The sequence below is a fragment of the Arsukibacterium sp. UBA3155 genome (assembly GCA_002364615.1).
Taxonomy (GTDB): domain Bacteria; phylum Pseudomonadota; class Gammaproteobacteria; order Enterobacterales; family Alteromonadaceae; genus Alishewanella.
Map to the genome: position 1 here is coordinate 71,147 of DEYP01000016.1, position 22,834 is coordinate 93,980.

At 49.9% G+C, this 22,834-nt stretch carries 21 protein-coding genes; 14 read left to right on the top strand and 7 right to left on the bottom strand.

The window, feature by feature from the left end; translation table 11 throughout:
- Nucleotides 1-17: 17 nt before the first annotated feature.
- On the bottom strand, nucleotides 18-1,553 hold the full coding sequence (locus B2X65_RS06870; protein ID WP_290611489.1) for a bifunctional GNAT family N-acetyltransferase/carbon-nitrogen hydrolase family protein: 1,536 nt from the start codon (nucleotides 1,551-1,553) through the stop codon (nucleotides 18-20).
- Nucleotides 1,554-1,700: 147 nt separating this feature from the next.
- On the opposite strand from B2X65_RS06870, the gene B2X65_RS06875 reads away from it, so the two are divergent.
- The 8 genes from B2X65_RS06875 to B2X65_RS06910 are packed head-to-tail and all read left to right on the top strand — an operon-like array spanning nucleotide 1,701 to nucleotide 8,516.
- Nucleotides 1,701-2,204, top strand: a complete 504-nt coding sequence (locus tag B2X65_RS06875; protein ID WP_290611491.1) for a Na+/H+ antiporter subunit E — start codon at nucleotides 1,701-1,703, stop codon at nucleotides 2,202-2,204.
- Nucleotides 2,201-2,476 carry a monovalent cation/H+ antiporter complex subunit F gene (locus B2X65_RS06880; RefSeq protein WP_290611493.1) on the top strand — a complete coding sequence of 92 codons (276 nt, stop codon included), beginning with the start codon at nucleotides 2,201-2,203 and terminating at the stop codon, nucleotides 2,474-2,476. The genes B2X65_RS06875 and B2X65_RS06880 overlap by 4 nt, the downstream gene beginning before the upstream one ends.
- A 23-nt stretch (nucleotides 2,477-2,499) precedes the next feature.
- Nucleotides 2,500-2,784, top strand: coding sequence for a cation:proton antiporter (locus B2X65_RS06885; RefSeq protein WP_290611683.1), 285 nt, complete (start codon nucleotides 2,500-2,502; stop codon nucleotides 2,782-2,784).
- Nucleotides 2,781-3,740, top strand: coding sequence for a Na(+)/H(+) antiporter subunit B (locus B2X65_RS06890; protein ID WP_290611494.1), 960 nt, complete (start codon nucleotides 2,781-2,783; stop codon nucleotides 3,738-3,740). The genes B2X65_RS06885 and B2X65_RS06890 overlap by 4 nt, the downstream gene beginning before the upstream one ends.
- Nucleotides 3,733-4,059 (top strand): NADH-quinone oxidoreductase subunit K, encoded by a 327-nt coding sequence (locus B2X65_RS06895; RefSeq protein WP_290611495.1) that lies wholly within the window; start codon nucleotides 3,733-3,735, stop codon nucleotides 4,057-4,059. The genes B2X65_RS06890 and B2X65_RS06895 overlap by 8 nt, the downstream gene beginning before the upstream one ends.
- Entirely contained in the window at nucleotides 4,056-5,474 is a 1,419-nt protein-coding gene (locus B2X65_RS06900) for a complex I subunit 5 family protein (protein WP_290611497.1), read from the top strand. The genes B2X65_RS06895 and B2X65_RS06900 overlap by 4 nt, the downstream gene beginning before the upstream one ends.
- Nucleotides 5,471-6,979 (top strand): complex I subunit 5 family protein, encoded by a 1,509-nt coding sequence (locus tag B2X65_RS06905; RefSeq protein WP_290611499.1) that lies wholly within the window; start codon nucleotides 5,471-5,473, stop codon nucleotides 6,977-6,979. Before B2X65_RS06900 ends, B2X65_RS06905 begins: the two co-directional genes overlap by 4 nt.
- Nucleotides 6,972-8,516 (top strand): proton-conducting transporter membrane subunit, encoded by a 1,545-nt coding sequence (locus B2X65_RS06910; protein WP_290611501.1) that lies wholly within the window; start codon nucleotides 6,972-6,974, stop codon nucleotides 8,514-8,516. The genes B2X65_RS06905 and B2X65_RS06910 overlap by 8 nt, the downstream gene beginning before the upstream one ends.
- A gap of 15 nt (nucleotides 8,517-8,531) precedes the next feature.
- Here the strand turns inward: B2X65_RS06910 and B2X65_RS06915 are convergent, their stop codons facing one another.
- Nucleotides 8,532-10,622: a tetratricopeptide repeat-containing diguanylate cyclase gene (locus B2X65_RS06915; protein WP_290611503.1), complete on the bottom strand. Its 2,091-nt coding sequence runs from the start codon at nucleotides 10,620-10,622 to the stop codon at nucleotides 8,532-8,534.
- 200 nt (nucleotides 10,623-10,822) lie between these two features.
- On the opposite strand from B2X65_RS06915, the gene B2X65_RS06920 reads away from it, so the two are divergent.
- A complete protein-coding gene (locus tag B2X65_RS06920) occupies nucleotides 10,823-12,118 on the top strand; it encodes a hemolysin family protein (RefSeq protein WP_290611504.1) in 1,296 nt (431 codons plus the stop codon).
- Between the two features lie 51 nt (nucleotides 12,119-12,169).
- Here the strand turns inward: B2X65_RS06920 and B2X65_RS06925 are convergent, their stop codons facing one another.
- Complete coding sequence (locus tag B2X65_RS06925) at nucleotides 12,170-12,844, bottom strand: DUF5610 domain-containing protein (RefSeq protein ID WP_290611506.1); 675 nt, start codon at nucleotides 12,842-12,844, stop codon at nucleotides 12,170-12,172.
- A gap of 210 nt (nucleotides 12,845-13,054) precedes the next feature.
- On the opposite strand from B2X65_RS06925, the gene B2X65_RS06930 reads away from it, so the two are divergent.
- Nucleotides 13,055-14,611: a peptide MFS transporter gene (locus B2X65_RS06930; RefSeq protein ID WP_290611507.1), complete on the top strand. Its 1,557-nt coding sequence runs from the start codon at nucleotides 13,055-13,057 to the stop codon at nucleotides 14,609-14,611.
- A gap of 83 nt (nucleotides 14,612-14,694) precedes the next feature.
- Here B2X65_RS06930 and dinF read toward each other — a convergent pair whose 3' ends face one another.
- On the bottom strand, nucleotides 14,695-16,059 hold the full coding sequence (gene dinF, locus B2X65_RS06935) for an MATE family efflux transporter DinF (protein ID WP_290611509.1): 1,365 nt from the start codon (nucleotides 16,057-16,059) through the stop codon (nucleotides 14,695-14,697).
- Nucleotides 16,060-16,223: 164 nt separating this feature from the next.
- Between dinF and B2X65_RS06940 the strand changes: the two genes are divergently transcribed.
- From B2X65_RS06940 to B2X65_RS06955, 4 genes are all read left to right on the top strand, one after another.
- A complete protein-coding gene (locus B2X65_RS06940; protein ID WP_290611510.1) occupies nucleotides 16,224-17,399 on the top strand; it encodes an MFS transporter in 1,176 nt (391 codons plus the stop codon).
- An 88-nt stretch (nucleotides 17,400-17,487) separates the two neighbouring features.
- Nucleotides 17,488-18,009, top strand: coding sequence for an RNA polymerase sigma factor (locus tag B2X65_RS06945; RefSeq protein ID WP_290611511.1), 522 nt, complete (start codon nucleotides 17,488-17,490; stop codon nucleotides 18,007-18,009).
- A complete protein-coding gene (locus B2X65_RS06950; protein WP_290611513.1) occupies nucleotides 18,002-18,544 on the top strand; it encodes a hypothetical protein in 543 nt (180 codons plus the stop codon). Before B2X65_RS06945 ends, B2X65_RS06950 begins: the two co-directional genes overlap by 8 nt.
- A gap of 9 nt (nucleotides 18,545-18,553) precedes the next feature.
- Nucleotides 18,554-19,528 (top strand): DUF4097 family beta strand repeat-containing protein, encoded by a 975-nt coding sequence (locus B2X65_RS06955; RefSeq protein WP_290611515.1) that lies wholly within the window; start codon nucleotides 18,554-18,556, stop codon nucleotides 19,526-19,528.
- Between the two features lie 55 nt (nucleotides 19,529-19,583).
- Here the strand turns inward: B2X65_RS06955 and B2X65_RS06960 are convergent, their stop codons facing one another.
- The 3 genes from B2X65_RS06960 to B2X65_RS06970 form a co-directional block, all read right to left on the bottom strand.
- On the bottom strand, nucleotides 19,584-20,348 hold the full coding sequence (locus B2X65_RS06960; protein ID WP_290611516.1) for a pseudouridine synthase: 765 nt from the start codon (nucleotides 20,346-20,348) through the stop codon (nucleotides 19,584-19,586).
- Between the two features lie 166 nt (nucleotides 20,349-20,514).
- On the bottom strand, nucleotides 20,515-21,192 hold the full coding sequence (locus tag B2X65_RS06965; RefSeq protein WP_290611517.1) for a DUF4136 domain-containing protein: 678 nt from the start codon (nucleotides 21,190-21,192) through the stop codon (nucleotides 20,515-20,517).
- A gap of 121 nt (nucleotides 21,193-21,313) precedes the next feature.
- Entirely contained in the window at nucleotides 21,314-22,795 is a 1,482-nt protein-coding gene (locus tag B2X65_RS06970; RefSeq protein ID WP_290611518.1) for an OmpP1/FadL family transporter, read from the bottom strand.
- Between the last annotated feature and the right edge of the window lie 39 nt (nucleotides 22,796-22,834).

Consider the following 22,834-nt stretch of genomic DNA (forward strand, 5'->3'; position numbering starts at 1 on the left):
GCCACTTAGACTTATGGCTAGTCGGGTAGCAGATTAAGCCAGTTTACTTGATATAGATCATGCCGGCGGTCTTTCAGGTTAGTCACCGAGCCTTCGTTACGAATTTGCTTTAAGCGGTCTAAATCCAAATCAGAGAACATCATCATCTCGGTATTGGGGGTGGTTTCAGTCATTACCGCATCATGCGGGAACGCGAAATCGGATGGGGAGAATACGGCCGACTGGGCGTATTGCACATCGAGATTATCGACCTGGGGCAGGTTACCGCAGCTACCGCAAATGACCACATAACATTCATTCTCAATGGCTCTGGCCATGGCACAATGTTTTACCCGCAAAAAGCCATTTTTGGTATCAGTCCAGAACGGTACAAATAACACGTCCATATCCTGCTGCGCTAACAGCCTGCTTAGCTCCGGGAATTCAACATCGTAACAAATAAGAATACCCACCCGGCCGGCATCGGTTTCAAATACCTGTAGCTTGTTACCGCCTTCAATGACCCAGTCCCGCCGTTCGTGCGGCGTAATATGAATTTTACTCTGACAATCTATGGTGCCATCGCGCCGGCATAAAAAGCTGACATTGTAGAGGGTATCACCTTCCTGGACTGGCATTGAGCCGGTAATGATATTGATGTTGTAGCTTACCGCCATATCAGACATCGCGGCTTTAAACTGCTCGGTGAAACCGGCTAAAAAGCGAATGGCCGCAGTCTGGTTCGATTTGTCCGGACATAGCCCCATCAATGCGGCGTTAAAAAACTCCGGAAACAGGGCAAAATCACTTTGATAATCGGCCAGGGCATCCACAAAGTATTCTACCTGTTGCAGTACCTGCTCAACAGATGACACTTCGCGCATCTGCCATTGCACTGCACCAATGCGGATTTGGCTTTTGCGGCTGTGGAGTGCGTCGTGCACTGGCTCGTAGAAAATGTTGTTCCACTCCAATAACGTGGCATACCCCTGAGAGCTTTCATCTTCTGGCAGATATTTTTTCAGCAGACGTTTTAACTGAAAGTCATTGGATAACTGAAAGCTTAATATCGGGTCATAAATTTCCCGGCACTTTACGGCTTCCAGATACTCGGCAGCCGACATCTCGTTGCTGTGCTGCTGATAATTAGGAATACGGCCGCCCGCTAAAATGGCGCGCAGGTTTAACTGGCGGGAAAGATCTTTGCGGGCATCATACAGTCGCCTGCCCAGCCGGTAGCCGCGGTAATCGGGGTGGATCATCAAATCGAGGCCATACAGCGCATCACCGGTTTTGTCATGCAAAATGGTTTCGCGTTTACCAATTAAATCGTCATAGGTATGGGGGTTACTGAAGCGGTCATAGTTAACCTGAACGGTTAATGCCAGACCAATAATATCATCATGATCGATCAGGCAAATCTGGCCTTCAGCAAAGTCTTTTATCAACTTATCAATGGTGTGTTTTGGCCATGCACCACCAATATCATGATACACCCGGTCCATCAGTTGCTGCACCTGAGGATAATCTTCGGGCGTTAAGTGGCGGATCTTTAAGTGCAGATCGTCGCGCATAATTAAGGCTCCTGTTGCTTGGAATCGAACGTGAGGTTGTAAAACCATATCACCAAATCAGCAGCGGGTAAAAGTCGGGCTGATTTGAGTTTTTATATTTTCTTCAATAGTATAAATGGCGTTGCTGGCTAAATGGAGCTTTAGGCTATGTTATTCCGACAATTGGCTTCTATGTCAATGTTCAGCCTTCTGGCCGCGCTCTGCTGGGGCGCGTTAACAGAAAATCAGGGATGGTGGTTTTTCCTGCCACTATGCGCTTTGCTGTTAATCTGGCGACATTACGCCAGGCTATCCCTTCCGGGAGTGCGGTTGGCGGCAGTACCAGGCTTTGTGGTGTTTTTTGTCAAACAAGTGGTGCTGGGTGCTTTTGATGTTGGCTGGCGGGCACTTGGGCCCAAATCAAAATGCTCACCCGACTGGCGCCGTTACCCGGTGCGCTTATCGGACCCGGCCAGCCAGCGTTTGTTAGCCAGTTTAATCAGCGTATTACCCGGTACGTGCAGTGCCCAAATTGAATCACACCCGCAGCGCAACCAATTGCTGTTACATGTGCTTGACCGGCATGACGACTGGCAAACCGGGGTTGCTGCACTGGAATTACAGCTTGCCGGGCTGTTGACGGCGGAAAGCTCGGTTGGGGGCAGCCGATGACAATCTTTGCCGGGGCACTGCTGCTAACGATGTTGCTTGGCTTATGGCGGGTGATACAAGGGCCGGCGTTACTGGACCGCTTACTGGCCGTGCAATTATTTGGTACTACCGGCGTGGCTTTATGCCTGGTGCTGGCCCTGGTGCTGGAGCAGCCAGCGCTGCGTGATGTGGCATTAGTACTGGCAATACTGGCGGCTGCCGCGCCAGCTGCACTGGTGCAACGCCTGAAAAACACTGCTGCCAAACTGGCAGATGCTCCAGAGGACGTGTAATGAACAGCGCCGGCGAGCTTAGTGTGTTTAGTACCATCATCAGTAGCCTGCTGCTGGGGATCGGTTTATTGTTTTTTGTTGCTGGCAGCATCGGCATGCTGCGTTTTCCTGATAGTTTCAGCCGGCTGCATGCGGTGACGAAAGCAGATTCACTTGGCCTGGGGGCGGTCATTGCGGGCTTAATGTTTTACAGTAGCTGGTGGCAAAATCTGTTAATGCTGTTTATCTGGTTGCTGGTAATGGCCTCTGGCGCGGTGTCTTGCCAGTTACTGGCCCGTTTTTGTAAAGCAAAGCAGGATAAGGCATGAGTTTGTTGCTATTTGATACCTTACTCTGCGGTTTGTTATTAGCGTTAGCTTTGGCCAGTATGTTGAGCAGGCAGTTAAGCCATGCAGTTATTTTATATATTGCTTTTGGCCTGTTAATGGCCCTGGCCTGGGCCAGGCTTGCGGCACCTGATTTGGCGCTGGCCGAAGCTGCTATTGGTGCGGGTTTAACCGGTGCCTTATGTTTTACAGCACTGGCGCGCCAAGGCAAGCTGCCACTCAGCCCGCAAGTAAGCTGGCAGCAACGCGGCTGGCCTGTTTTATTCGTATTGCTAATGCTGAGCGGTTTGCTGCTGGCGTTGCTGCAACTTCCGGCCAGCCCCGGACCTTTGCCCGCTCTGGTATTACAGGAGTTGGCCGACAGTGGCGTTAGCCATCCGGTAACGGCGGTATTACTAAATTTTCGTTCCTGGGATACCGTGCTGGAGTTGCTGGTGTTACTACTGGCCTTGCTGGGCACCTTGCAGGTTGCGCCAGTGCCAGTGCGACAAAATAGCTGGGCACTGGGCCGCAGCTGGAGTCAGCTACTGGCGCCGCCGATCATTTTGCTGGCGGGCTATATATTGTGGGCCGGCGCCAGCCAGCCAGGCGGGGCTTTTCAGGCCGGTGCGCTGCTGGCAGCAGGTGCAGTAGTACTGAAATTAAACAGGCAGCTTAACTGGTTAGCCTGGCGCAATATCTGGGTCAGGTTTTTTGCGGTTGCCGGGCTGGGTGTATTTGTTATCGTGGCATTGGCGGCCTGGTTGCTGCCGGGGCTGGCGGCGGAGCCGATCTGGCTGCGCTGGCCGCCTGAGCATGCCAAATACATTATTTTGCTGATAGAGGTTTTTGCCACACTGGCCATTGCTATCACTTTGACCTTACTGGTGGTTGCTGAACAGCCTGCAACACCGATTAGCCTGGAAAGACCAGATACGGCAGGGGGCAGTGATGACTGAACTCAGTGGTTCGCTTCTGCTGTTTTTGATTACTGCTGCCAGCCTGGTGGCGGCGGGGGTTTATGGTTTTATCATCGGCCCTGAACCGCTACGCCGGATCCTGGCTTTAAATATCATCAGTGCCGGTATTTTTATGTTAATGGTGGTATTGGCTTATCGCGGATACGATGGTGAAGCCACTGCTGATCCGGTACTGCAGGCGCTGGTGCTTACTGGCCTGGTAGTGGCGGTAAGTGCTACAGCTTTTGGGCTGACACTGCTTGCCAGGCTGAAACCCTCGTCGTCTGAAATCTCCGCGCCAGAGGAGCCAGAGCAATGATAATCATGTTGCTGGTTTTGCCGCTGTTAAGCGCGTTGCTGATGTTGCTCTGGCCCAGAGTTGCACCGCTGCTGGCGTTGTTTTCGGCGTCCTCTTCCAGCTTGCTGGCACTGCAGCTGTTAGTGCAGGTTACTGAGCATGGCAGTCGTTCCTGGCTGTTGGCTGGTTGGCCCTCTGGGCTGGCTATTGCCTGGCAAGCCGACACATTAAGCTGCCTGCTGATTTTACTCACTACCGTATTACAACTATTAGTAGGCTTTTATGCTTTTGCCACCCGAAACCGGGATAAGTTAAGCCAGGGCTTTTGGCCGCTTAGTAGTTTATTACAAGTAAGTTTAACTGCGCTGTGGTTATCACGAGACTTATTTAACCTTTACGTTTGTCTGGAATTACTGGGGCTGGTTGCGGTAGCGCTGGTCAGCTTGTCGGGTCGTAGCGCGATGAAGCCGGCGCTGAACTATTTGCTATTATCGCTATTTGGTTCACTCTGCTATTTGCTGGGGGTGGTGCTGCTTTACGGTAGGTACGGTTTGCTGGATATTGCCGGCTTAGCCAGTCAGTGGCAGGCAGATTGGCTGAGTAACAGCGCCTTATTGCTGATGAGTCTGGGGTTAATGTTAAAGGCTGCCCTTTGGCCACTGCATGCCTGGTTGCCCGCTGCTCATGCGGCGGCTCCTGCACCGGTAAGTGCGTTATTATCAGCGTTAGTAGTGAAAGGGCCGTTATTTATTCTCAGTTTGCTCTGGCTGCAGCTGGCCAGTGTGCAGCAGGCGCAGGCGATTGCGCCACTGTTTGCCGCTGCGGGTCTTGCTGCCTTGCTGTTTGGAGGCTGGTCTGCTTTGCGCACGCCTTTTGCTAAAAATCTGGTGGCTTATTCTACCGTCGCACAATTAGGCTACGTTACGCTGGCATTAGGGCTGATGTTAAAGTTTGACCAACCGCTGATTTTTGCGGCGTTATGGCTGTTTGTGCTGGCCCATGCGCTGGCCAAAGCCGCCTGTTTCCTTGCCGTCGGTGAAATGAGTGCCACGCTCGGTGGTAAGCGGCTTACCACGCTAAAGGGTGCCAGTCAGACTATGCCGTTGGCCATGTTTGCCTTTGCCGTGGCGGGGGGCAGTTTAATAGGCTTGCCGCCAAGTGGTGGCTTTGTGGCCAAATGGGCGTTGCTGCAGGGCTTATGGTTGCAAGGTGAACTGTTGTTCTGGCCATTAGCGTTGGTGCTTGCCACGTTATTATCGGCCGCTTATGTGTTCAGGGTGGTGGTAGTTGCCTTTGATCGCGCTGATCCGGTTTCGCCTGATTTTTCGCCGCAACTGATCCCGCAATGGCTGGCATTGCTGCCCGCCTTAGCGGTGTGGGCTATGGCACTATTTAGCGAAACCTTAATGCAGTTACTTCGACTGGAAGCGCTATGAGTGCGTTCTGGCTTACCTACTTACCGGTAGCGATTATTTTAAGTTCGCTGCTGCCGGGCTTAATTATTTTTACCCTGAAAGAGCAGCAGGTAAAACTTCGGATAAGCCTGAATTTGCTGGGTGTGACGGTAAAGCTGGTCCTGGTGCTGATCATGTGGCAAGCCGTAAAGGCCGGTGATATTTTTTATTTTAGTCTGCCTTTTCTGCCAGGCGCTGATTTGGTGCTGCAAGGTGATGCCTTATCGCTGCTGTTTGTGGTGTTGTCTTCGGTGCTATGGCTGGCGACCACTGTTTACGCCATTGGTTACCTGGAAAACTCGCCGCTAAGGTCACGGTTTTTTGGCTATTTCAGTTTATGTGTCAGTGCCACAGTGGGCCTGGCATTGTCAGGTAATCTCGTCAGCTTTTTACTGTTTTACGAGTTGCTGACCCTGGCAACCTTTCCTCTGGTGGTGCACCGCGGTACGCCGCAATCTTTAGCTGCAGGGCGGCGCTATCTGGCTTATACCTTAAGTGGTGGTGTATTACTGCTAACGGGGATAGCTCTGCTGCATTCCGTAGTGCAAAGCCCGCAGTTTATACCCGGTGGTTATGTCAGTGCCGCGGTGTCTGAGCATGCAGGGCTGTTAACCCTGGCTTTTGCGCTGATGATAGGTGGGCTGGGTGTCAAAGCCGCGCTATTACCCCTGCATGGCTGGCTACCACAGGCTATGGTAGCCCCGGCACCGGTCAGTGCATTATTGCATGCGGTTGCAGTAGTAAAGGCCGGCGCCTTTGGCATTATAAGACTGGTTTATGATGTATTTGGGGTGGACGGCATGCAGCAGCTGCAGCTGGCGCAGCCACTGATGTTATTAGCGGCAGCCACTATTTTATTTGGCTCCTGGCGTGCCTTAGCGCAACAGGACATTAAACGACGCCTTGCTTATTCGACAATTAGTCAGGTGTCGTATATTACCGTTGGTGTGGCGATGCTAGGGCCACTCGCTGCAGTTGGTGGGCTGGTACATCTGGTGCACCAGGGGGTGATGAAAATTACCTTGTTTTTCTGTGCCGGTAATTATGCTGAAACCCTTGGCGTGCATAAGATCCGTGAACTTAATGGCGCGGGCAGAAGGATGCCGCTGACCTCAGCTGCTTTTACATTGGCGGCGCTGGGGATGATTGGCATTCCACCCACTGCCGGTTTTATCAGTAAATGGTATTTGGGGCTGGGGGCGGTAGCGACAGATAATAGCCTGATGTTAATGGTGTTTGTGCTATCGGGCTTATTAAACGCCGGCTATTTTTTACCGATTGTTTATCGCTTATGGTTTTTACCTCAACGTGGTAGCTGGCCTAAAGAGCAGCGTTTATCAGCCACTCTGGAAACGCACTGGATGCTGTTGCTGCCTATGCTGTTTACCGCAGTGTTAATTATTCTGATGGGGCTATTTGCCAGCACCGGGGTAAGCCCGCTTAGCTGGGCGCAGCTGATTGTTGAGCGGGAGTTCAGCTATGATTGATTTATCTAGCTGGCTCTGGCCCGGGGCTGGTCTGGGTCTGTTAACAGAATTACAGCAGGTATGGTGGTATTTTACCCTCAGTTTATGGTGTGTTGCCGGGATTTTCAGCCTGTCCTTTATGGCTCAGTCGGCGCATAAAGGCCGCTACTGGTTGTTTTTCAGCTTAAGTTTCGCCGGTAATATGTTGCTGATTGGCGCGCTCGATGCCATCAGTTTTTATATCGGCTTTAGCATAATGAGTTTATCGGCTTATGGTTTGGTGGTTGATAGCGGTAGCAAGGCGGCGCGCCGGGCAGGACGTCTGTATTTGCAGTTAGCGATTCTGGGTGAGCTGCTGCTGTTTGCCGCCTTGATACTGCGGGCCAGTGCGGCCGGCGGCCAATACGACTGGCAGAGTTGGCAACAGGTACCCTTGGATCATCTGACGATTCTACTGACAATACTGGGCTTAGGGCTAAAAGCCGGCTTCTGGCCACTGCATATCTGGTTGCCGCAAGCGCATCCGGCAGCGCCGGCGCCCGCCAGTGCCGTACTGTCAGGGGCAATGATTAAAGCCGGTATTCTGGGGCTTATTGTATTTTTGCCCTCTGGCGACCCTCAGCTTCAACACTGGATCCCCTATATGGTAACGCTGGGGTTTATCTCAGCCGTATTTGGTGTGCTGGCCAGTTTGTTGTATCGCCAGCCCAAAGTGATTCTGGCTTATTCGTCCGTTAGTCAGGTTGGTTATATTGTGGTGTTGGTGGCACTGGCCTGGACTGCTGATGCTGTGGCAGTATTGCCAGTGCTGATAGCTTACGCTGCACACCATGCGTTTGCCAAAGGGGCATTATTTTTATATGCCGGAATTAATGCTAAGCAGCGTTTACCGGATTACTGGCAACTGTTGTACTGGGGCCCGGCATTGGCCTTAATGGCGGTGCCGTTAAGCGGTGGTGCGGCAATTAAAACCGGCCTGAAAAGTTTGCTCAGCAGCGACGTGGTACCGGGCTGGTTGAACGGTGAGGTCCTGACCAGTTTATTGTCGCTAGGGGCAATTTTAACCGCCCTGTTGTTTTTACATCTTGCGGTGGCCTTGCAGCGCCAACAACGGGAATATCAGCATACAGCAGATCCGGGATTGGCATTGTACTGGCAGGGAGCCTGTCTTGTATTATTGTTATTGATACTGATCTGGTTACCCTGGTACTGGCAGCCGATGTTGCAGCTAAGCCAACACACGCTGGCCTGGTCAAAAATATGGGGATTAAGCTGGCCACTATTGGCGGCGGTAGGGATATTTATGCTGGGGCGTTGGCAGCAATGGCGTTTGCCAGCACGGTATTATGATCGCAACAGCCCGGTTTTGGCATGGTCGCTCAGGTTAAAGCGGCTCTATCAGCCGCAACGGCAGTGGCAGGCGCCCGTGTTTAAGTTTAACTGGCGAGGCATTGAACGCGCCTGTAACCGAACCGCAACAGGTTCCGTGGTGGGATCCAGTGCATTAGTGGTGCTGGTGCTATTGGTGCTGATTACGTTTTGGCAGTACTTCGCTTAGCAAATCAGTTCAGCGTTAGCCGGCTAAAGCAGGCCCTTTTATGGTGATGTAATCCACCATATTTTGGCGGATAGCGCCTTGTAAGTCATTGGTCAGCGGTTGGCGGGCCGCGTTGTAATCGCAACGTAAACCGGTAATGGCATACACCTGATTACGACCATTTACTTTACCTAAATACAGCGCCATATCGGCAATTTGCAACGCCCGCTCCCAGTTCAGGTCGGTTTCATCAACCCCGGCAAAGGGCAGGTGAATAAAGCCGCCACTGGCACTGACCGGAATGAGTTTACCGTCACATGCTACCGGTTCGGCGGCAATCACATCCAGTATTCGCTGACAAAAGCCGGAAACCTGTTCGGGTGCAATATGTTCCAGATATAATAGAAACTCTTCACCGCCCCAGCGGATCACCAAGTCTTCATCGCGGCACACTCTGGTTAAACGGGCACTCAGTTCGGTTAATACTTCATCGCCGGCCGCATGACCGTAGTTATCATTAATCTTTTTAAAGTAATCAATATCTAACAATAAAAAGCCGTTGGCATTTGGACCTGAGTCAGTTTGCCGCCGACCATACTTTTCCCGGCGCTGCATTTGTTCCTGTAAGGCCCGTCGATTATATAAACCCGTCAAAGGGTCCCGTAATGACTGAAACTCAAGTTGCTTGTTGGCTTCACGTAATTTGCGATTAGACAGGCGCACTTTACGATACAGCTGATACAACATTACCGCGGCAAAAATAAGCACTAAAGTAAATAACGCGGTGATCTGTTGCTGCAATTTCTGGTTATCCAGCAACTGTGCTTTTAAATCGTTTTCCTGCTCCAAAATGGTAATTAATTGGCTTTTTGCCTTGGTGTCGTAGCGGCTTTGCAATTCCGCGACGCTTTTCTCCCGCTCACTGGTCAGGATCTCGGCGCGTAATTCAAGCTGTTGCTGCAAGGTTTCTGCTTGTAACTGGTACTCGCCGGCAGCGGCATAGGCTTTTGCCAGCCATTGCAGCATGGGTTCGTACTGGGCTTTGGTATCGTTTTCTTTAAAATACTCCAGTGCAACCAGCATTTGCTCTAGACCACGTTGATGCTCGCCCTGCATGACATCGATATAGCCGAGGTTATAGGCCATTATCTGCACGTTAAATTCATCATTCAGCGCTTTTGCCTGTTCGGAGGCGGCCTGCAATACCGCTCTGGCTTCTTCATATTTTTGTTGTTCGATGTAAATTGAGCCCAGATTATTTTCAAACGTCAGCTCAATATTGGGCCGGTCAACGGCTTTGGCCGCGGCAACACCCAGTTGATTAACCGTTACCGCACCGTTTAAATCGTCCTGCTCAGCCAGAATAACGCCCAACATCAGGTACAGGTCAGGCAAAAATTGCGGATACTGATATTTTTTGGCCGCTGCAATCAGCTCTTCGGTCAGCAGCTTAGCTTCCGGCCACTTTTTTAAATCAGCATATACCTGGGCGATAAAATAATTTAAATTGGCGCGACGTCGCAGAGTGAACTGGTCATCTGTGCCAATAATCGCATCAAGCGCATCAGTATAGTGTTGCAGTGCCTGCTCAAACTGGTTGTCAGCTTTGAACAAACCGCCCAGCATGGCATTGGCGAAATATTGCACCCGAGGTACGCTGGCGCTTTGCACAATTAGCTGTAGCCGGTCTGCTTTAAGGATCGCTGCAGATAACTGGCGTTGATATAGCAAAAACTCTATTTCGGTGGCGTAAATTTCACTAAGGATATCCGGATTATCCGTCTCGCCAGTTAAAGCCAATAATTCGGCCAGCAGCGCATCTGCCGCGGCTTGCTGTTGTAAATACAGCAGGCTAGTAGCCTGGTAAGACATTAACCGGACTTTACTGGCAAGAGCGATGTTTTCTGTGGGATTAACATAGTAACGTTGGTATAGCTCAGCTAAAAAAGCATCGGCTGCAGAGACGTCGTCTCTTAGCGTTACCAGATATTGGTCCAGCTGCTGCTCCAGCGATGTGGTTGCTTGTTCCTGCGCGGCAACGGGGCATAGGTTCGAACATAATACGCATAACCACAAGCCCAGCAAACACCAGCGTTGCAAGGAACCAATAGCTGAAAACTGGGGCATTCGGCACTTCCGGATAACTGTAAAGTAGCTTGAAGATAGCGTATTTTGCAAACAAATACAGCTATAAAAACCATAGAATTGTTGTAGTCTGGCGAATATTTTCAGTTGCTTAGGGTTATTAGCAGCTGATTAAAGCTATACTAACAACCGTGATATGTGTGCCAGGCAAAATGGTTTGCCCTGAGTTTGTTGGAAGTGTTATGAGTACCCTTGAGTATCTGTTTGTGATGTTGCTACTGGTCGCGGCCAGTTCATTTTTTTCGGTCTCTGAAATTGCCCTGGCGGCATCGCGGAAAATGCGTTTAAGGCTGATGGCCAGCGAGGGAGATGTTAGCGCTGAAAAAGTGCTGATGCTGCAGGAACACCCGGGTAACTTTTTTACCGTAGTGCAAATTGGGTTAAATGCCGTCGCCATCCTGGGCGGTATTCTGGGTGAGTCAGCATTTACGCCTTATTTTGCCTCACTAATAGGGTTATTTACCCATGCCAGCTGGGTTTCTGCTGCTGCTTTTGGTTTGTCTGTATTCTTTGTTACTTCACTGTTTATCTTGTTTGCAGACCTGATGCCAAAGCGACTGGCGATGATTGCGCCAGAGAAAATAGCAGTAAAAATTGTCCGGCCAATGTTGCTGCTTATTGTTTTATTGAAACCTTTTGTCTGGTTGTTTAATGGCCTGGCCAATTTGTTTTTTAGTTTATTTAATGTGCCGACCATGCGAAAAGACGATATTACGCCTGATGATATTATGGCGATGATGGATGCGGGGGCACAGGCTGGCGTGTTGCAGCAACATGAACATCAGTTGCTGGAAAACGTATTTGATATGGAGTCGCGCACGGTAACCTCAGCCATGACGGCCCGGGAAAGCCTTATCTTCTTTACTAACAACGAATCGCAAGACAACATTAAAGCCAAAATTGCCGAGCATCCGCATGCCAAATTTATAGTCTGTGATGAAGTACTGGATCGGGTGGTAGGGTATGTCGATACCCGTGATATTTTAATGCAGGTGTTGCATGACCAGCCTATTTCGCTGAAAAAAGAAGGCATAGTGCGCTCGCCGCTTATTATTCCCGACACGTTGTCGCTGTATGAAGCGCTGGAGCATTTTAAATCGACCGGGGTAGATTTTGCGATCATCATGAATGAATATGCGTTGGTGGTCGGGATTATTACCTTAAAAGATGTGATGAGCATTGTGATGGGGGAGTTGGTTAGCTCAGAAGAAGAACAAATTGTGAAACGTGATGCCAATTCCTGGTTGGTGGAAGGCCTGACCCCGTTAGCTGATGTCATGCGGGTGCTGGATATTGATAGTTTTCCTAACCCGGAAAACTACGAGACGATTGCTGGGTTTATGATGTTTATTCTGCGAAAAATACCTAAGCGCACCGATTTTGTGTTACACGGCGGCTATAAGTTTGAAGTGGTCGATATTGACAGCTATAAAATCGACCAGCTGCTGGTAACCCGGATTGATCATATCGATAGTTAAGGCGCCGAAAAAAACGGGCACCGCCGCTGCTTACAGCTAATGACAAACAATTTATTGAAGACTGGTTTTGTTTGCATCGGCCGGGTTGATTGGCGCAGCCGTTTCAGCAGCACGCTGATCAGCCAGCTCCAGCATTTTTTGCCGGAATGTTTCCAGACCACTCATGACTTTGGCGTAGGTTTGATCAACCCCTTCGCTAATTTCACCCTCATAAACTTTCAGTCCTTTTAAAATATCTTTGGCATCGGCAAAACCCTTTTCAATCCCACCGCCAATAATTTTTAAAAAGCTGTCCAGTTGCTCTTCCTCTGAGCGATCCGGGTTCAGTTCTTTATAGCGGCTGTAAAAGCCGCTGACAAAAGCGACAATTCGCTCGGCGGTAGCGTCCGGAGAAGTATCTACGCCTGCGTCATATACCTTTTGTGCGGCGTTTTCGCCCAATACCGGTTCCAGTTCAGCGTTAATGCCTTCCAGTGCTGTTTTGTAAAGCAAACTCAAAGAGTCGTTATTACTGCTTAGCGACACCCGCTCGTTTGCGCGCAAGATAGCAACATTCTGCGCCTGCTTCGCTTTAGCCACATCGCTTTCAACGCCTTTGCCTTCAGCCTGACGGGTCGTGTCGCTTTTGGTTGCCTGATTGTTCTGCGACGCTGTCGTTGACGGCGCATTGGTATTTGCCACGTTGCTTTTAGCCACGTTGCTTGGTGAGTTCGGAGTAATTGCCATGGTAATCACCTCTTTTGGTCAGCCGGTGCTGATAAATAAATTATAGCTTAACGAGGGTATCGGCTGCTGCACATCCGAACTTTAGTTTTTTTCTTTTTAAAGACTAAACAGCAGCGTGCTAATGACATCTGGCGCTGACATCTGCATAATCGGATAAGCTTCACCAGATTATAAAGTGAAGCAGATAATTCTAATATTACTGGGGATCCCATGACTGCTATTAGCAACCCTGCTGACTTGTCGGCTAATCAGCCACAGTTTCTCGGCCATCCGGTCGGACTCTATGTCTGCTTTCTCACTGAAATGTGGGAACGTTTTTCATTTTACGGCATGAAATATCTGCTGTTGTTATATTTAACCAAGTATCACTTATTCAGCGATGCCGGTGGCCTGGACGTATTGGGCAGCTATGCCGGCTTAGTGTATGCCATGCCGGTAATTGGCGGTATGCTGGCTGACCGTTATTTAGGCATGCGAAAGGCCGTAACCTTCGGGGCCATTTTGTTATGCCTGGGGCATCTGGGTTTAGCCTATGAAGGCTTTCAGGCGTACGTTGAAAACGGCGTCGTGGTGCAAGACACCGGCGCTATTCAGGTGTTTTACTTTTCTCTGGCGCTGATTATTATGGGCGTTGGTTTTTTAAAGCCTAATATCTCTACCATCGTTGGGCAGTTGTATGGCCAGGGCGATGCGCGGCGTGATTCCGGTTTTACTATCTTTTACATGGGCATTAACACCGGCTCTTTTATTGCCACGTTACTGGTGACTTATATTGGTGAAGTGTACGGCTGGGGCTGGGGTTTTGGTCTGGCCGGTATTGGTATGGTGCTGGGTTTGATCGTATTTCTGGCAGGCCAGAAATATCTTTATGGCTATGCTGAACCCTCAGATCCGGTGTTGTTAAAACAAAAAGTTTTTGCCTTTATTGACCGTGAGTGGCTGATATATCTGGCAACTTTGCCTGCGCTGTTTGTGGTGTGGCAACTGGTCCAATACAATCCTGTGGTGCATAGCGTGTTACTGGGAATGTCCTTTATTGTACTGGGCGGCATCATCTGGTTTATGGTGACGCAATGCACCAAAGTAGAACGCGACCGGATGATGGTATTGATTGTACTGACCTTTTCTACCGTGGTGTTCTGGGCCTTGTTCGAACAGTCAGCATCGTCGATGACGCTTTATGCAGACAGGGTGATGGACCGTAATGTATTTGGTTTTGAGACCACCGCAGGCCAGTACGGCGCCTTAAACCCGCTGTTTATTATCACACTGGCACCATTATTTGCCTGGTTGTGGATAGCGCTGGGTCGCCGTAATCTGGAACCCAGTACCCCGGTTAAATTTGCCCTGGGCATTATGCAGGCTGGTTTAGGCTTCGGTGCACTGGTGTTAGGTGCGCAGTTTCCAAATGAAGCGGGCATGGTTGGCGCAGGCTGGATGGTCCTGGCGTATATGCTACATACCATGGGTGAATTATGTTTATCGCCGGTTGGTTTATCAGCGGTCACGAAACTGGCCGTGCATAAAGTCGTTGGGGTTATGATGGGTGCCTGGTTCCTGGCAACCGCCTACTCAGAACTACTGGCAACACAATTGGCTAAACTGGCGGCTATTGACACCCCAAGTGGTGAAGTCGCTGATGTTGGCGAGGCTCTGGCCAGTTACACCGAGTTGTTCAGCTTCCTGATGTATGTGGGTATTGGTATTGGTATATTTATGCTGGTGATCAGCCCCTTGCTGAAGAAACGGATGCACGGTGTAAATTAGGCTTGTTAAGAGCAAACTTACACGGGGAAATTGTACCCGGGTAAAGGTGATATCAACGAATAAAGGGGCGCACTGAGCGCCCCTTATCGTTTAGCGGGTCTGGGTATATCGGCTGATGCACAAATAAGCGTTTTATTGTGCCATTGCCACCACAGCACGGCGGCTAAACTGACGCTGCGCAGCGCCATAAATAGCGAAAGCGCTGCCCAAAGCGCATGGTTTTGCCAGCTTTGCAGCAGGTAAAAACTGCCGGCAAAACCCAGCAGGGCAATAATCATACTATTACGCAGGGTTTTACCCTGGGTTGCACCAATAAATACGCCATCCAGAAAATAGGCCCAGCACGCCAGTAACGGTAGCAGTATCATCCAGCCCAGATACAAGGCTGCCTGTTGTTTTACCTCCGGGATCGATGTCAGTAAGCCAACAAAATGGTTGCCAAACACACCATAGCCGCCACTAAACAGCATTGCCAATAGTAAACACCATAACGCCAGAATGCCCAGGGTGTTACCCAGCAGGGCGCTATCATTCGCGCCAATGGCTTTGCCAACCAGGCTCTCAGCGGCATAGGCCAGACCGTCCATAGCATAGGATACCAGCATTAAAAAGCTCAGCAGTACCGCATTGGCAGCTACGGTGTTATCGCCATAAGCCGCGCCCTGAAAGGCAATAAACACAAACACGCTTTGCAGGCATAAACTACGCAGAAAAATGTCCCGGTTTAGTCCGAACAGACGCTTCAACCCAGCCAGCCTCGTCAGTTGATTGTGCATGGCCTGAAATAGCGTTTTAAAAGAAAGGCTGCGCAGTAACAAGCTGCAGCCCAGCAGCAGGCCGGCATAATCGGCAATAACAGACGCTGCGGCAATGCCCGCGACCTGCGAGCCAAAGCCCAGCACAAACAACAGGTCGAGCAGTATATTTACCAGGTTGGTCACCACTAACATCCACATGGGGTAACGGGCATTTTGCCGGCCTAAAAACCAGCCCATCAGCACCAGGTTAATTAAGGTTGCCGGTGCGCTCCAGATCCTGATGCCAAAATACAGCTGTGCCTGCTGGTTCACCTCATTGCTGGCATCACTAAAGCTAAACGCCAGTTCGGCCAGTGGCCATTGCAATAATAACAACAGTAATGCCAGCAGCAGCGCCACTAACAGGCTTTGGCTTAAACAGTTTAGCTGGCCCTCGCTGTTATTCGCACCATACGCCTGAGCCGTTAAACCGGTGGTGCTCATCCGTAAAAAGCCCAGCAGAAAAAATAGCAGGCTGATTAAACTTGAACCGAGTGCAACACCGCCCAGATACCAGGCATGCTCAAGATGACCGCTAACGGCCGTATCTACCAGAGCCAGTAACGGCACCGATAAATTCGATAGCACCATGGGCAGGGCAATGGCGGCGACTTTTTTTTGCAGTGGAGCGTTCAGAAATAGCGATAGCAAATAAGGTACCTGCAACAATGGGCTATGGCGCTATGATACACGGCTTGCAACCTGCTCGAAACTGCCAGGTAAAGTCGCTATACTGCAGTTTTGTTAGTGCCGAATGCTTTGTATGGCACCTATGCTGTTTATTGTTGGGATGCGGTTTATGAATAAGTCTGGCTGTGATCCAGTATAAATCAGCTGCTTTTTATCAAAGTTGTTTCGCGCTGTGTCTGGCAGCTGTGGTGGTATTTGCCAATCTGCACTTACTGCAGCCATTATTACCTCAGCTAAGCCGCGAATTTCAGCTCAGCCCGCTGCAGGTCAGCCTTAGCTATACCGTCGCTACGTTTTGTCTTGGAATATCCTTGTTGGTGTATGCCTCATTGTCCGATGCCTGGGGCCGTAAGACCCTGTTATTGCTAACCTTATCAGGCGTAACATTAAGCACTCTGGCACTGACTCAGGTAGAAAGCTTTACCGCACTGGTATGTTGGCGGGCTATTCAGGGCATTTGCCTCGGTGGTTTACCGGCCATAGCAATCGCCTGGATGGGCGAAGAGTATTCGACACCGGCCCTCGTTACGGCGGTGGGTTACTACATCAGTGCCAATTCTCTGGGCGGTATCGGCGGCCGTTTGCTGGCGGGTAGCCTGGCTGATATCGGTCACTGGCAGTGGGTGTTCTGGCCCATGGCTGGTTTAAGTGCGCTAAGTTGTTATTTTATCTGGCGTTACCTGCCGGTATCTGTGCGGTTTGCCCCGCAGCCTTTTCGGTTGCGCCAGGCGCTGCAAAATCATGCTTTTCATTTATGCCAGCCAACGTTATTGCTGACTTACCTGATTGGTGGCCTGAATTTTCTGGTGTTTTTAAACCAGTACACTTTTATCGGTTTTGTACTGGCAGCGCCGCCTTATCTGCTTAGCAGTAGTTTGCTAGGCTTACTGTTTATTACGTATTTAACCGGCACCATAGGCTCAGCATTGTCGGCTAAAATTGCCAAACGCATCTCAGTGCCACTGGCCATGGCATTGGGTATTGTCCTGATGCTGCTGGGTAGCCTGCTTACCTTACATGGCCAGTTATTTGTTATTGTCAGCGGCTTTTTTGTCAGTGCCTTTGGTTTTTTTCTGTGTCATTCACTGGCCAGTAGCTGGGTAAACCAGCATGCCACCCGCGCCAAGGCCAGTGCCAGTGCGCTTTATCTGGTGTTTTACTATGTGGGTGCCAGCATTGGTGGTCTTTACCTGCAGCCGTTCTGGCAGGCTTTAGGTTGGCCTGGTGTCGTGCTGGCGTCACTACTGATGTACGGCGTTACTCTGATGCTGGCGCTATGGTTGTGGTTGCGCAGTCGCTGAATTTTTTTTCGCCCCATTTAAACCATTCTTGTTATCTGATCGACTAACCAATTACTACTTATCTGATTCAGCCAGCTAAAGGGCATTTATGGCAACGGAGATTGCAGCGGCAATCACAGCAGCACAACATGGCGATACGCAGGCATTTTATCGTATATACCAGCAGTTTATTGGCCGGGTATATGCGATTTGCTGGCGGCTTTTGGCGAATAAACAACAGGCAGAGGATGCCAGTCAGGAAGTGTTTATCAAGGTATGGCAACAGTTGCCGGCGTTTCGTAGTGGCAGCAGTTTTGCTACCTGGCTGCATAGTGTGGCGACCCATACCGCGGTCGATCACTGGCGCCAGCAGAAAAACCTGCGCTTAACTGACAGTAGTGACCAACTTGAACTGGCAGAGCCAACCGTTGGTTGTAGCGGTGATACAGCAACCCTCGAGCAGGCTATATTGCGTTTACCGGCGCAGGCGAGGGCAGTATTTGTGTTGTTTGCACTGGAAGGTTATCTGCATCAGGAAATCGCTGGCTTGCTGGGTATTGCTGAGGGTAGCAGCAAAGCACAGTATCACCGGGCCAGACAATTGTTACAGGAGTGGTTAGCAGATGAATGAGCAACAATTTGAACAGTCGCTGCAGCGGTTGGAAAAAGAGCTGCAACCAACACGGGACCTGTGGCCTGATATTGCCACCCGGCTTGCGCAAACCAGCCAGCACCAGTCTGTGGACGTTTTTGTAGCAGAGGTATCAGCAGCAAAGGCATCGGCAGCGAAGGAAGACCGATTCTGGCTAACGCATTGGGTAGGCGCCGCCGCATTGTTGCTGGTGGCATTAATTGGCTGGCAAATGGCGGTAATGCCGACGCCGGGGCAACCTACCGCAAACGCTGCCAGTGCAGAGTTGCTGCTGTTGCAGGTATACGAGCAGCAAAAAGCCCGGCAACTGGCACAGGTAGTGGCTATCGCCGAGGGTTTTGACAACTGGCAGCAGCAACTTGTTATTTGGGATCAGGCCATCGCTCAGGTGCGCCGGGCCTTGCAATTTTATCCGGATGAACCGCAGCTGTTAGCGCAGTTGCAACAGTTATATCAGCAACAGCTTCGCTATATTCAGCAAGCCACGTTGCAACACCCTTTAATAACCCGTTAGGAGAAGATCATGCAAAAAATAAAAACTCAGTGGCTTGGTGGCCTGGCTAGCATAATACTTTTAGCAGCCAGTCAACTGGCGCTGGCTGACTCACGTGAAGTGGTCAATGAAAGTCGCAGTGTTTCTGCCAACGAAAAAATTTATATCGAAGTCATGAGCGGTGAAATTACCATTAGCGCGGCGGCTGGCAATACGTTTAGTGTCAGCGGAAAGCTGGACGAAAAAGCCACGGGCTATGAGTTTGACAGTAAAGATGGCTTTAGTCGTTTTGAAATGAAAATGCCGCGTCAGGTAAACTATAGCGCTAAAGATAAAACCAATATGGCGGAGCTGCATATTGAGGTGCCGATTGGCAGCAACGTTGAGTTTAAAGGCGTAAATGGCAATGTGAGTGTGAGCGGTATTCACGGCAGCAGTGACATTGGTACCGTTAATGGCCAGATAGTAGCCAGTGATTTACGTAGCAGCGTTAAGCTCAGCACCGTTAACGGCAAAATGAGAGTTAAAGACGTAGCGGGCAAGGTGGAACTAAGCTCAGTTAACGGTAAAATTACCGACGAGGGCTCAATGGGCCGGGTAAGCTATGAAGTGGTGAACGGTAAGGTTGACGCCAATAGCCAGGCAGAGGAAGTTAACATCAGTACCGTCAACGGCGATGCCACACTTACTCTTAATGGCACAAAAACGGTGAAACTTAGCACGGTAAATGGCCAGGTTGAGGCAGCGCTGCGTGGAGTAACCAACCCGCAGATCACAGGTAGCAGTGTCAGTGGAGATATTGAACTCACGCTTGAAAGCATTGCCAGCGTCCGGGTTGAAGTTAAAGCCTCGGCCGGCGGTAGCATTGACAACAAGTTAAGTAACGACAAAGCTACTAAAGCGAAATACGGCCCGTCACGCAGCCTGCAGTTTACCCTGGGTAGCGGTGATGGCAGTGTTGAGCTGACAACAGTAAGTGGCGATATAAAGCTGGAGAAGCGGTAACCCGTCAAGCTAATTCTCGGTTACCACTTTATCAAAAGGCCGCAATTGCGGCCTTTTATGTGATATCTGAAGAGTAAGTATTGTTAGTGGTGTTTAGATTTTGCATTGCCAGGATTTCGACCGCATTTAGCTGACGATGCTGCCCTATAGCCAACTCATTAAGCAGTAAGTTGCCGATCGCGGTGCGTTGTAAGGCGCTAACCCGGTAACCCAGCGCTTTGCACATATAACGAATTTGCCGGTGCAGGCCCTGGGTCAGCACAATTTCAAATTGCTGTGGCCCGCGCGCTGCTACCTGGCAGGGGCGCGACTGATAGTGGTTCTGACCCAGCTGCCAGCTTACCCCTGTCGCCATTTGCCGGATAAAATCTGTAGTTATTACTTTATCCGTTGCCACTAAATAGGTTTTATTATGGTAGTAATCGGGGTGCAGTAAACGCTGACACAATTTACCATCGTTAGTTAGTAGCAATAAGCCGCTGGAGTCTTTATCCAGCCGGCCTACGGCAAATAAACGCTGAGGCAAGGTTTTTAATATTTGGTATAAACTTGTCGGATCATCGGGCCGGTTGTTGCAGTCAATGCCTACCGGTTTGTGGAACATCAGGTAACAACGTGCAGGCACATCAGTTAATAGAGTGTCGTCAATCTTAATGGTATCTGTACCGCAGACCAGGTCGATATGAGACGCAGGACGACCGTTCAGGCTTACTCTGTTATCGCTGATAAGCCGGCTGGCGGCACGGCGCGAACAATAACCGCTGTGTGCTATCCATTTAGCCAGCCGCAGGCTTTCAGAGTGTTGGGTTACATCATTCATAAAGCGTTGAACAACCCTTAATCTTATACAATTGCAGTGATATCACGCGGTAATGTCATAATACTGCCATTAAGTGCTGCCATAATTTGCCTTGTTACACCTTCCTTCCTGGATATTACTCACTGCATGGTGAAGGGAGCTTTTGCTCCCGGTTTTTTCTGTGAGATTAGTTTTCCTGCTCAGCCAGACGGGTAGGATAGCGCTGATAAATTAGTTGAACAGCATCAGTTATCGCTTGTTGCGGCTGTGCCATAGCTTTTTGAGTTAGCCGGCCATCTACCAGACCTTGCCAGACCAGGCGTTGCTCTTTAGCATCAATCACATCGATGGTAACGGTACCCACTTTATATTCGTTTTTTTCCAGTTGGTTGCCAAACAAGGGGATACCAAACATAAAACTACTGCTTCTGCCGTAGTAACCGTAACCGGCATTAATTGAAAAGGGTGAGCTTCGCACATCAGTGCGGGTTTCTACATTGGTCATATAGTTAACCAGCAACTGCGGGTTTTGCTCAGTGTATTGATACCCTAATGCTGCCATTTCAGCATTTATTGCAGTTTTGAAATGCTGATCCAGTAAGGTGGTATAGGCTTTAGCCTCGGTATCGGCGGCTTTCACTTCTGCTGCCAAGGGTTCAGTACCGGTTGATTGCTGTTGCACATCGGTAGCCGCTTTTTCTTCCGGATCTGGCTGGTAAAAGCCATAGGTTTGATATTGCTGAAAATTGACATTTCGATCGTAATCTACCGTAGCTTGTCGTGAACTGGAACAAGCACTAAGCCCCAGTAACAGGGCCGCGGCAAGGCTGCCAAAACGAACCAGCGTATTGTTAATAATTGCCATAGTTACCTCTTATCAGCGAATATTGGCTTATCCCAGATGGTTGAGTTTATAGTAACTATGACTCAACACTAAACAATAAGTTTGGTTAAATTTAGTGGCAGCCTCGGTTAACGGTTAGCTGTTAAAAACGGTAATTAAACTGCACAGCCAGTAATTGTCCTTTGTTGCTGTACTGCCCCTGATAACCACTGTCATACAGTGGCTCATCTTGAACATTATACTCACGCTCGCTTACTGTTACGTCACCGGTAAATAAATAGCCATAAGCCATATCAATGCTTAACTGCTGATTGAGCTGCCAGTTGGCGCCAACCGTGACCCATAGCCGATCATCTGTCGGGATCCGGGCGGTTTTGTGGCTTGGCGCTATTGGGTTTTCATCGAAGGCGGCACCGGTTTTCAGGGTTAAATCTGCGTTGTAGACATAGCTTACGCCCAGCGCAGCAGACCAGCTGTTTTGCCACTGCTGCGGAATATAGCCAATATAGCCCGGGCTATTCAGATTTGGAGGTCGCTGGGTATTTAACGAAATACTGGGGGTAAGGTCAGTACTTACAATATCAATGCTGTCAAACTCACTCCACTGCGTCCAGGCAATGCTTAGCTGCACCGATAACGCCGCTGAAATTTGCTGATCCAGACTAAAGGCAGCGCTGGCCGGGGTAGTCAGTGCCAGCTGACTGGCTTCGACCAGCTGACCGTTTGCCGCCAGTTTACCGGTGCTTAAATCAATTGCTGGCAGGTTAGGCGCCACTACCAGGTAATTCGGATTACCGGTAACACTGGCACCGGTTATTGGGGTATTGGTGATAACCGAGTCGCCTTGCAGGTTATAACGCACAGCAGAATGCCAGGTCAACGCCAGCCGGGTGCCTGCGACAGGCTCACCATGAATACCTAAAGTATAGCCAAAGGCAATATCATCACCAGCCACTTCATAATGGCTGTTGCAGTAGGCATCGTTATATACGGCAGCACCAAACATCGCGTTAGTGGTGGCCTCACCTAGCTCACATAAACCACTATGGTCTTTATATTTTGATAAGGTGCCTTGTGCATGATTAATTGAAATACCAGCGCCAACTGACCATTGCTCATTCAGCTTAAAACCGATTGCCGGCTGCAGGCTTAACACCTGGATGGCGGTTTCGTCGGCAAAGTAGCGGCCAACAAAGTCGTTGTCGTAATCAGATGACAGGCCAAACGGTACATAAAAGCCAATACCCCAGCTTAACTGCTCTGAGACCTTGTCAGCATAAAATACAAAAGGCACCAGTTCATTTAAACTATTTGCCCCCTCTGTTCGTCCAATAACAGACTGACCATTAGCACTTTGCGCGCGGGCATCCCGATAATTGGTTTTGGCGTTAATCAGGTTAAGGCCCGCAGATAATTGCGCGCCATTAGCGGCAGTCAGCCTGGTTAATGCGGCCGGATTAGAATAGACCAGACTGGCATCGCTGATTTGGGCGCCGCGGCCAGCGTAGGCATTACCCATACTGCTAACCGATTGTTCAAACAGTTTGTAGCCTTCTGCAGAAACACCGGTGCTGCAAAGAGCCAGTGTTACCGCAATAAAAAGGCGGTTTTTTGGTAAAGTCATGTGCTTACTCCGTTACTAACGTTTCAGTATTATAGAGAG

Excerpts from the sequence above, each read along its gene's own strand:
- B2X65_RS06890 (WP_290611494.1), top strand. The coding sequence starts at position 2,781 with ATGAGTTTGTTGCTATTTGATACCTTACTCTGCGGTTTGTTATTAGCG.
- B2X65_RS06875 (WP_290611491.1), top strand. The coding sequence starts at position 1,701 with ATGTTATTCCGACAATTGGCTTCTATGTCAATGTTCAGCCTTCTGGCC.
- B2X65_RS06880 (WP_290611493.1), top strand. The coding sequence starts at position 2,201 with ATGACAATCTTTGCCGGGGCACTGCTGCTAACGATGTTGCTTGGCTTA.
- B2X65_RS06920 (WP_290611504.1), top strand. The coding sequence starts at position 10,823 with ATGAGTACCCTTGAGTATCTGTTTGTGATGTTGCTACTGGTCGCGGCC.
- B2X65_RS06945 (WP_290611511.1), top strand. The coding sequence starts at position 17,488 with ATGGCAACGGAGATTGCAGCGGCAATCACAGCAGCACAACATGGCGAT.
- B2X65_RS06925 (WP_290611506.1), bottom strand. The coding sequence starts at position 12,844 with ATGGCAATTACTCCGAACTCACCAAGCAACGTGGCTAAAAGCAACGTG.
- B2X65_RS06970 (WP_290611518.1), bottom strand. The coding sequence starts at position 22,795 with ATGACTTTACCAAAAAACCGCCTTTTTATTGCGGTAACACTGGCTCTT.
- B2X65_RS06915 (WP_290611503.1), bottom strand. The coding sequence starts at position 10,622 with ATGCCCCAGTTTTCAGCTATTGGTTCCTTGCAACGCTGGTGTTTGCTG.
- B2X65_RS06900 (WP_290611497.1), top strand. The coding sequence starts at position 4,056 with ATGATAATCATGTTGCTGGTTTTGCCGCTGTTAAGCGCGTTGCTGATG.
- B2X65_RS06870 (WP_290611489.1), bottom strand. The coding sequence starts at position 1,553 with ATGCGCGACGATCTGCACTTAAAGATCCGCCACTTAACGCCCGAAGAT.
- B2X65_RS06905 (WP_290611499.1), top strand. The coding sequence starts at position 5,471 with ATGAGTGCGTTCTGGCTTACCTACTTACCGGTAGCGATTATTTTAAGT.
- B2X65_RS06950 (WP_290611513.1), top strand. The coding sequence starts at position 18,002 with ATGAATGAGCAACAATTTGAACAGTCGCTGCAGCGGTTGGAAAAAGAG.
- B2X65_RS06910 (WP_290611501.1), top strand. The coding sequence starts at position 6,972 with ATGATTGATTTATCTAGCTGGCTCTGGCCCGGGGCTGGTCTGGGTCTG.
- B2X65_RS06955 (WP_290611515.1), top strand. The coding sequence starts at position 18,554 with ATGCAAAAAATAAAAACTCAGTGGCTTGGTGGCCTGGCTAGCATAATA.
- B2X65_RS06895 (WP_290611495.1), top strand. The coding sequence starts at position 3,733 with ATGACTGAACTCAGTGGTTCGCTTCTGCTGTTTTTGATTACTGCTGCC.
- B2X65_RS06965 (WP_290611517.1), bottom strand. The coding sequence starts at position 21,192 with ATGGCAATTATTAACAATACGCTGGTTCGTTTTGGCAGCCTTGCCGCG.
- B2X65_RS06960 (WP_290611516.1), bottom strand. The coding sequence starts at position 20,348 with ATGAATGATGTAACCCAACACTCTGAAAGCCTGCGGCTGGCTAAATGG.
- B2X65_RS06930 (WP_290611507.1), top strand. The coding sequence starts at position 13,055 with ATGACTGCTATTAGCAACCCTGCTGACTTGTCGGCTAATCAGCCACAG.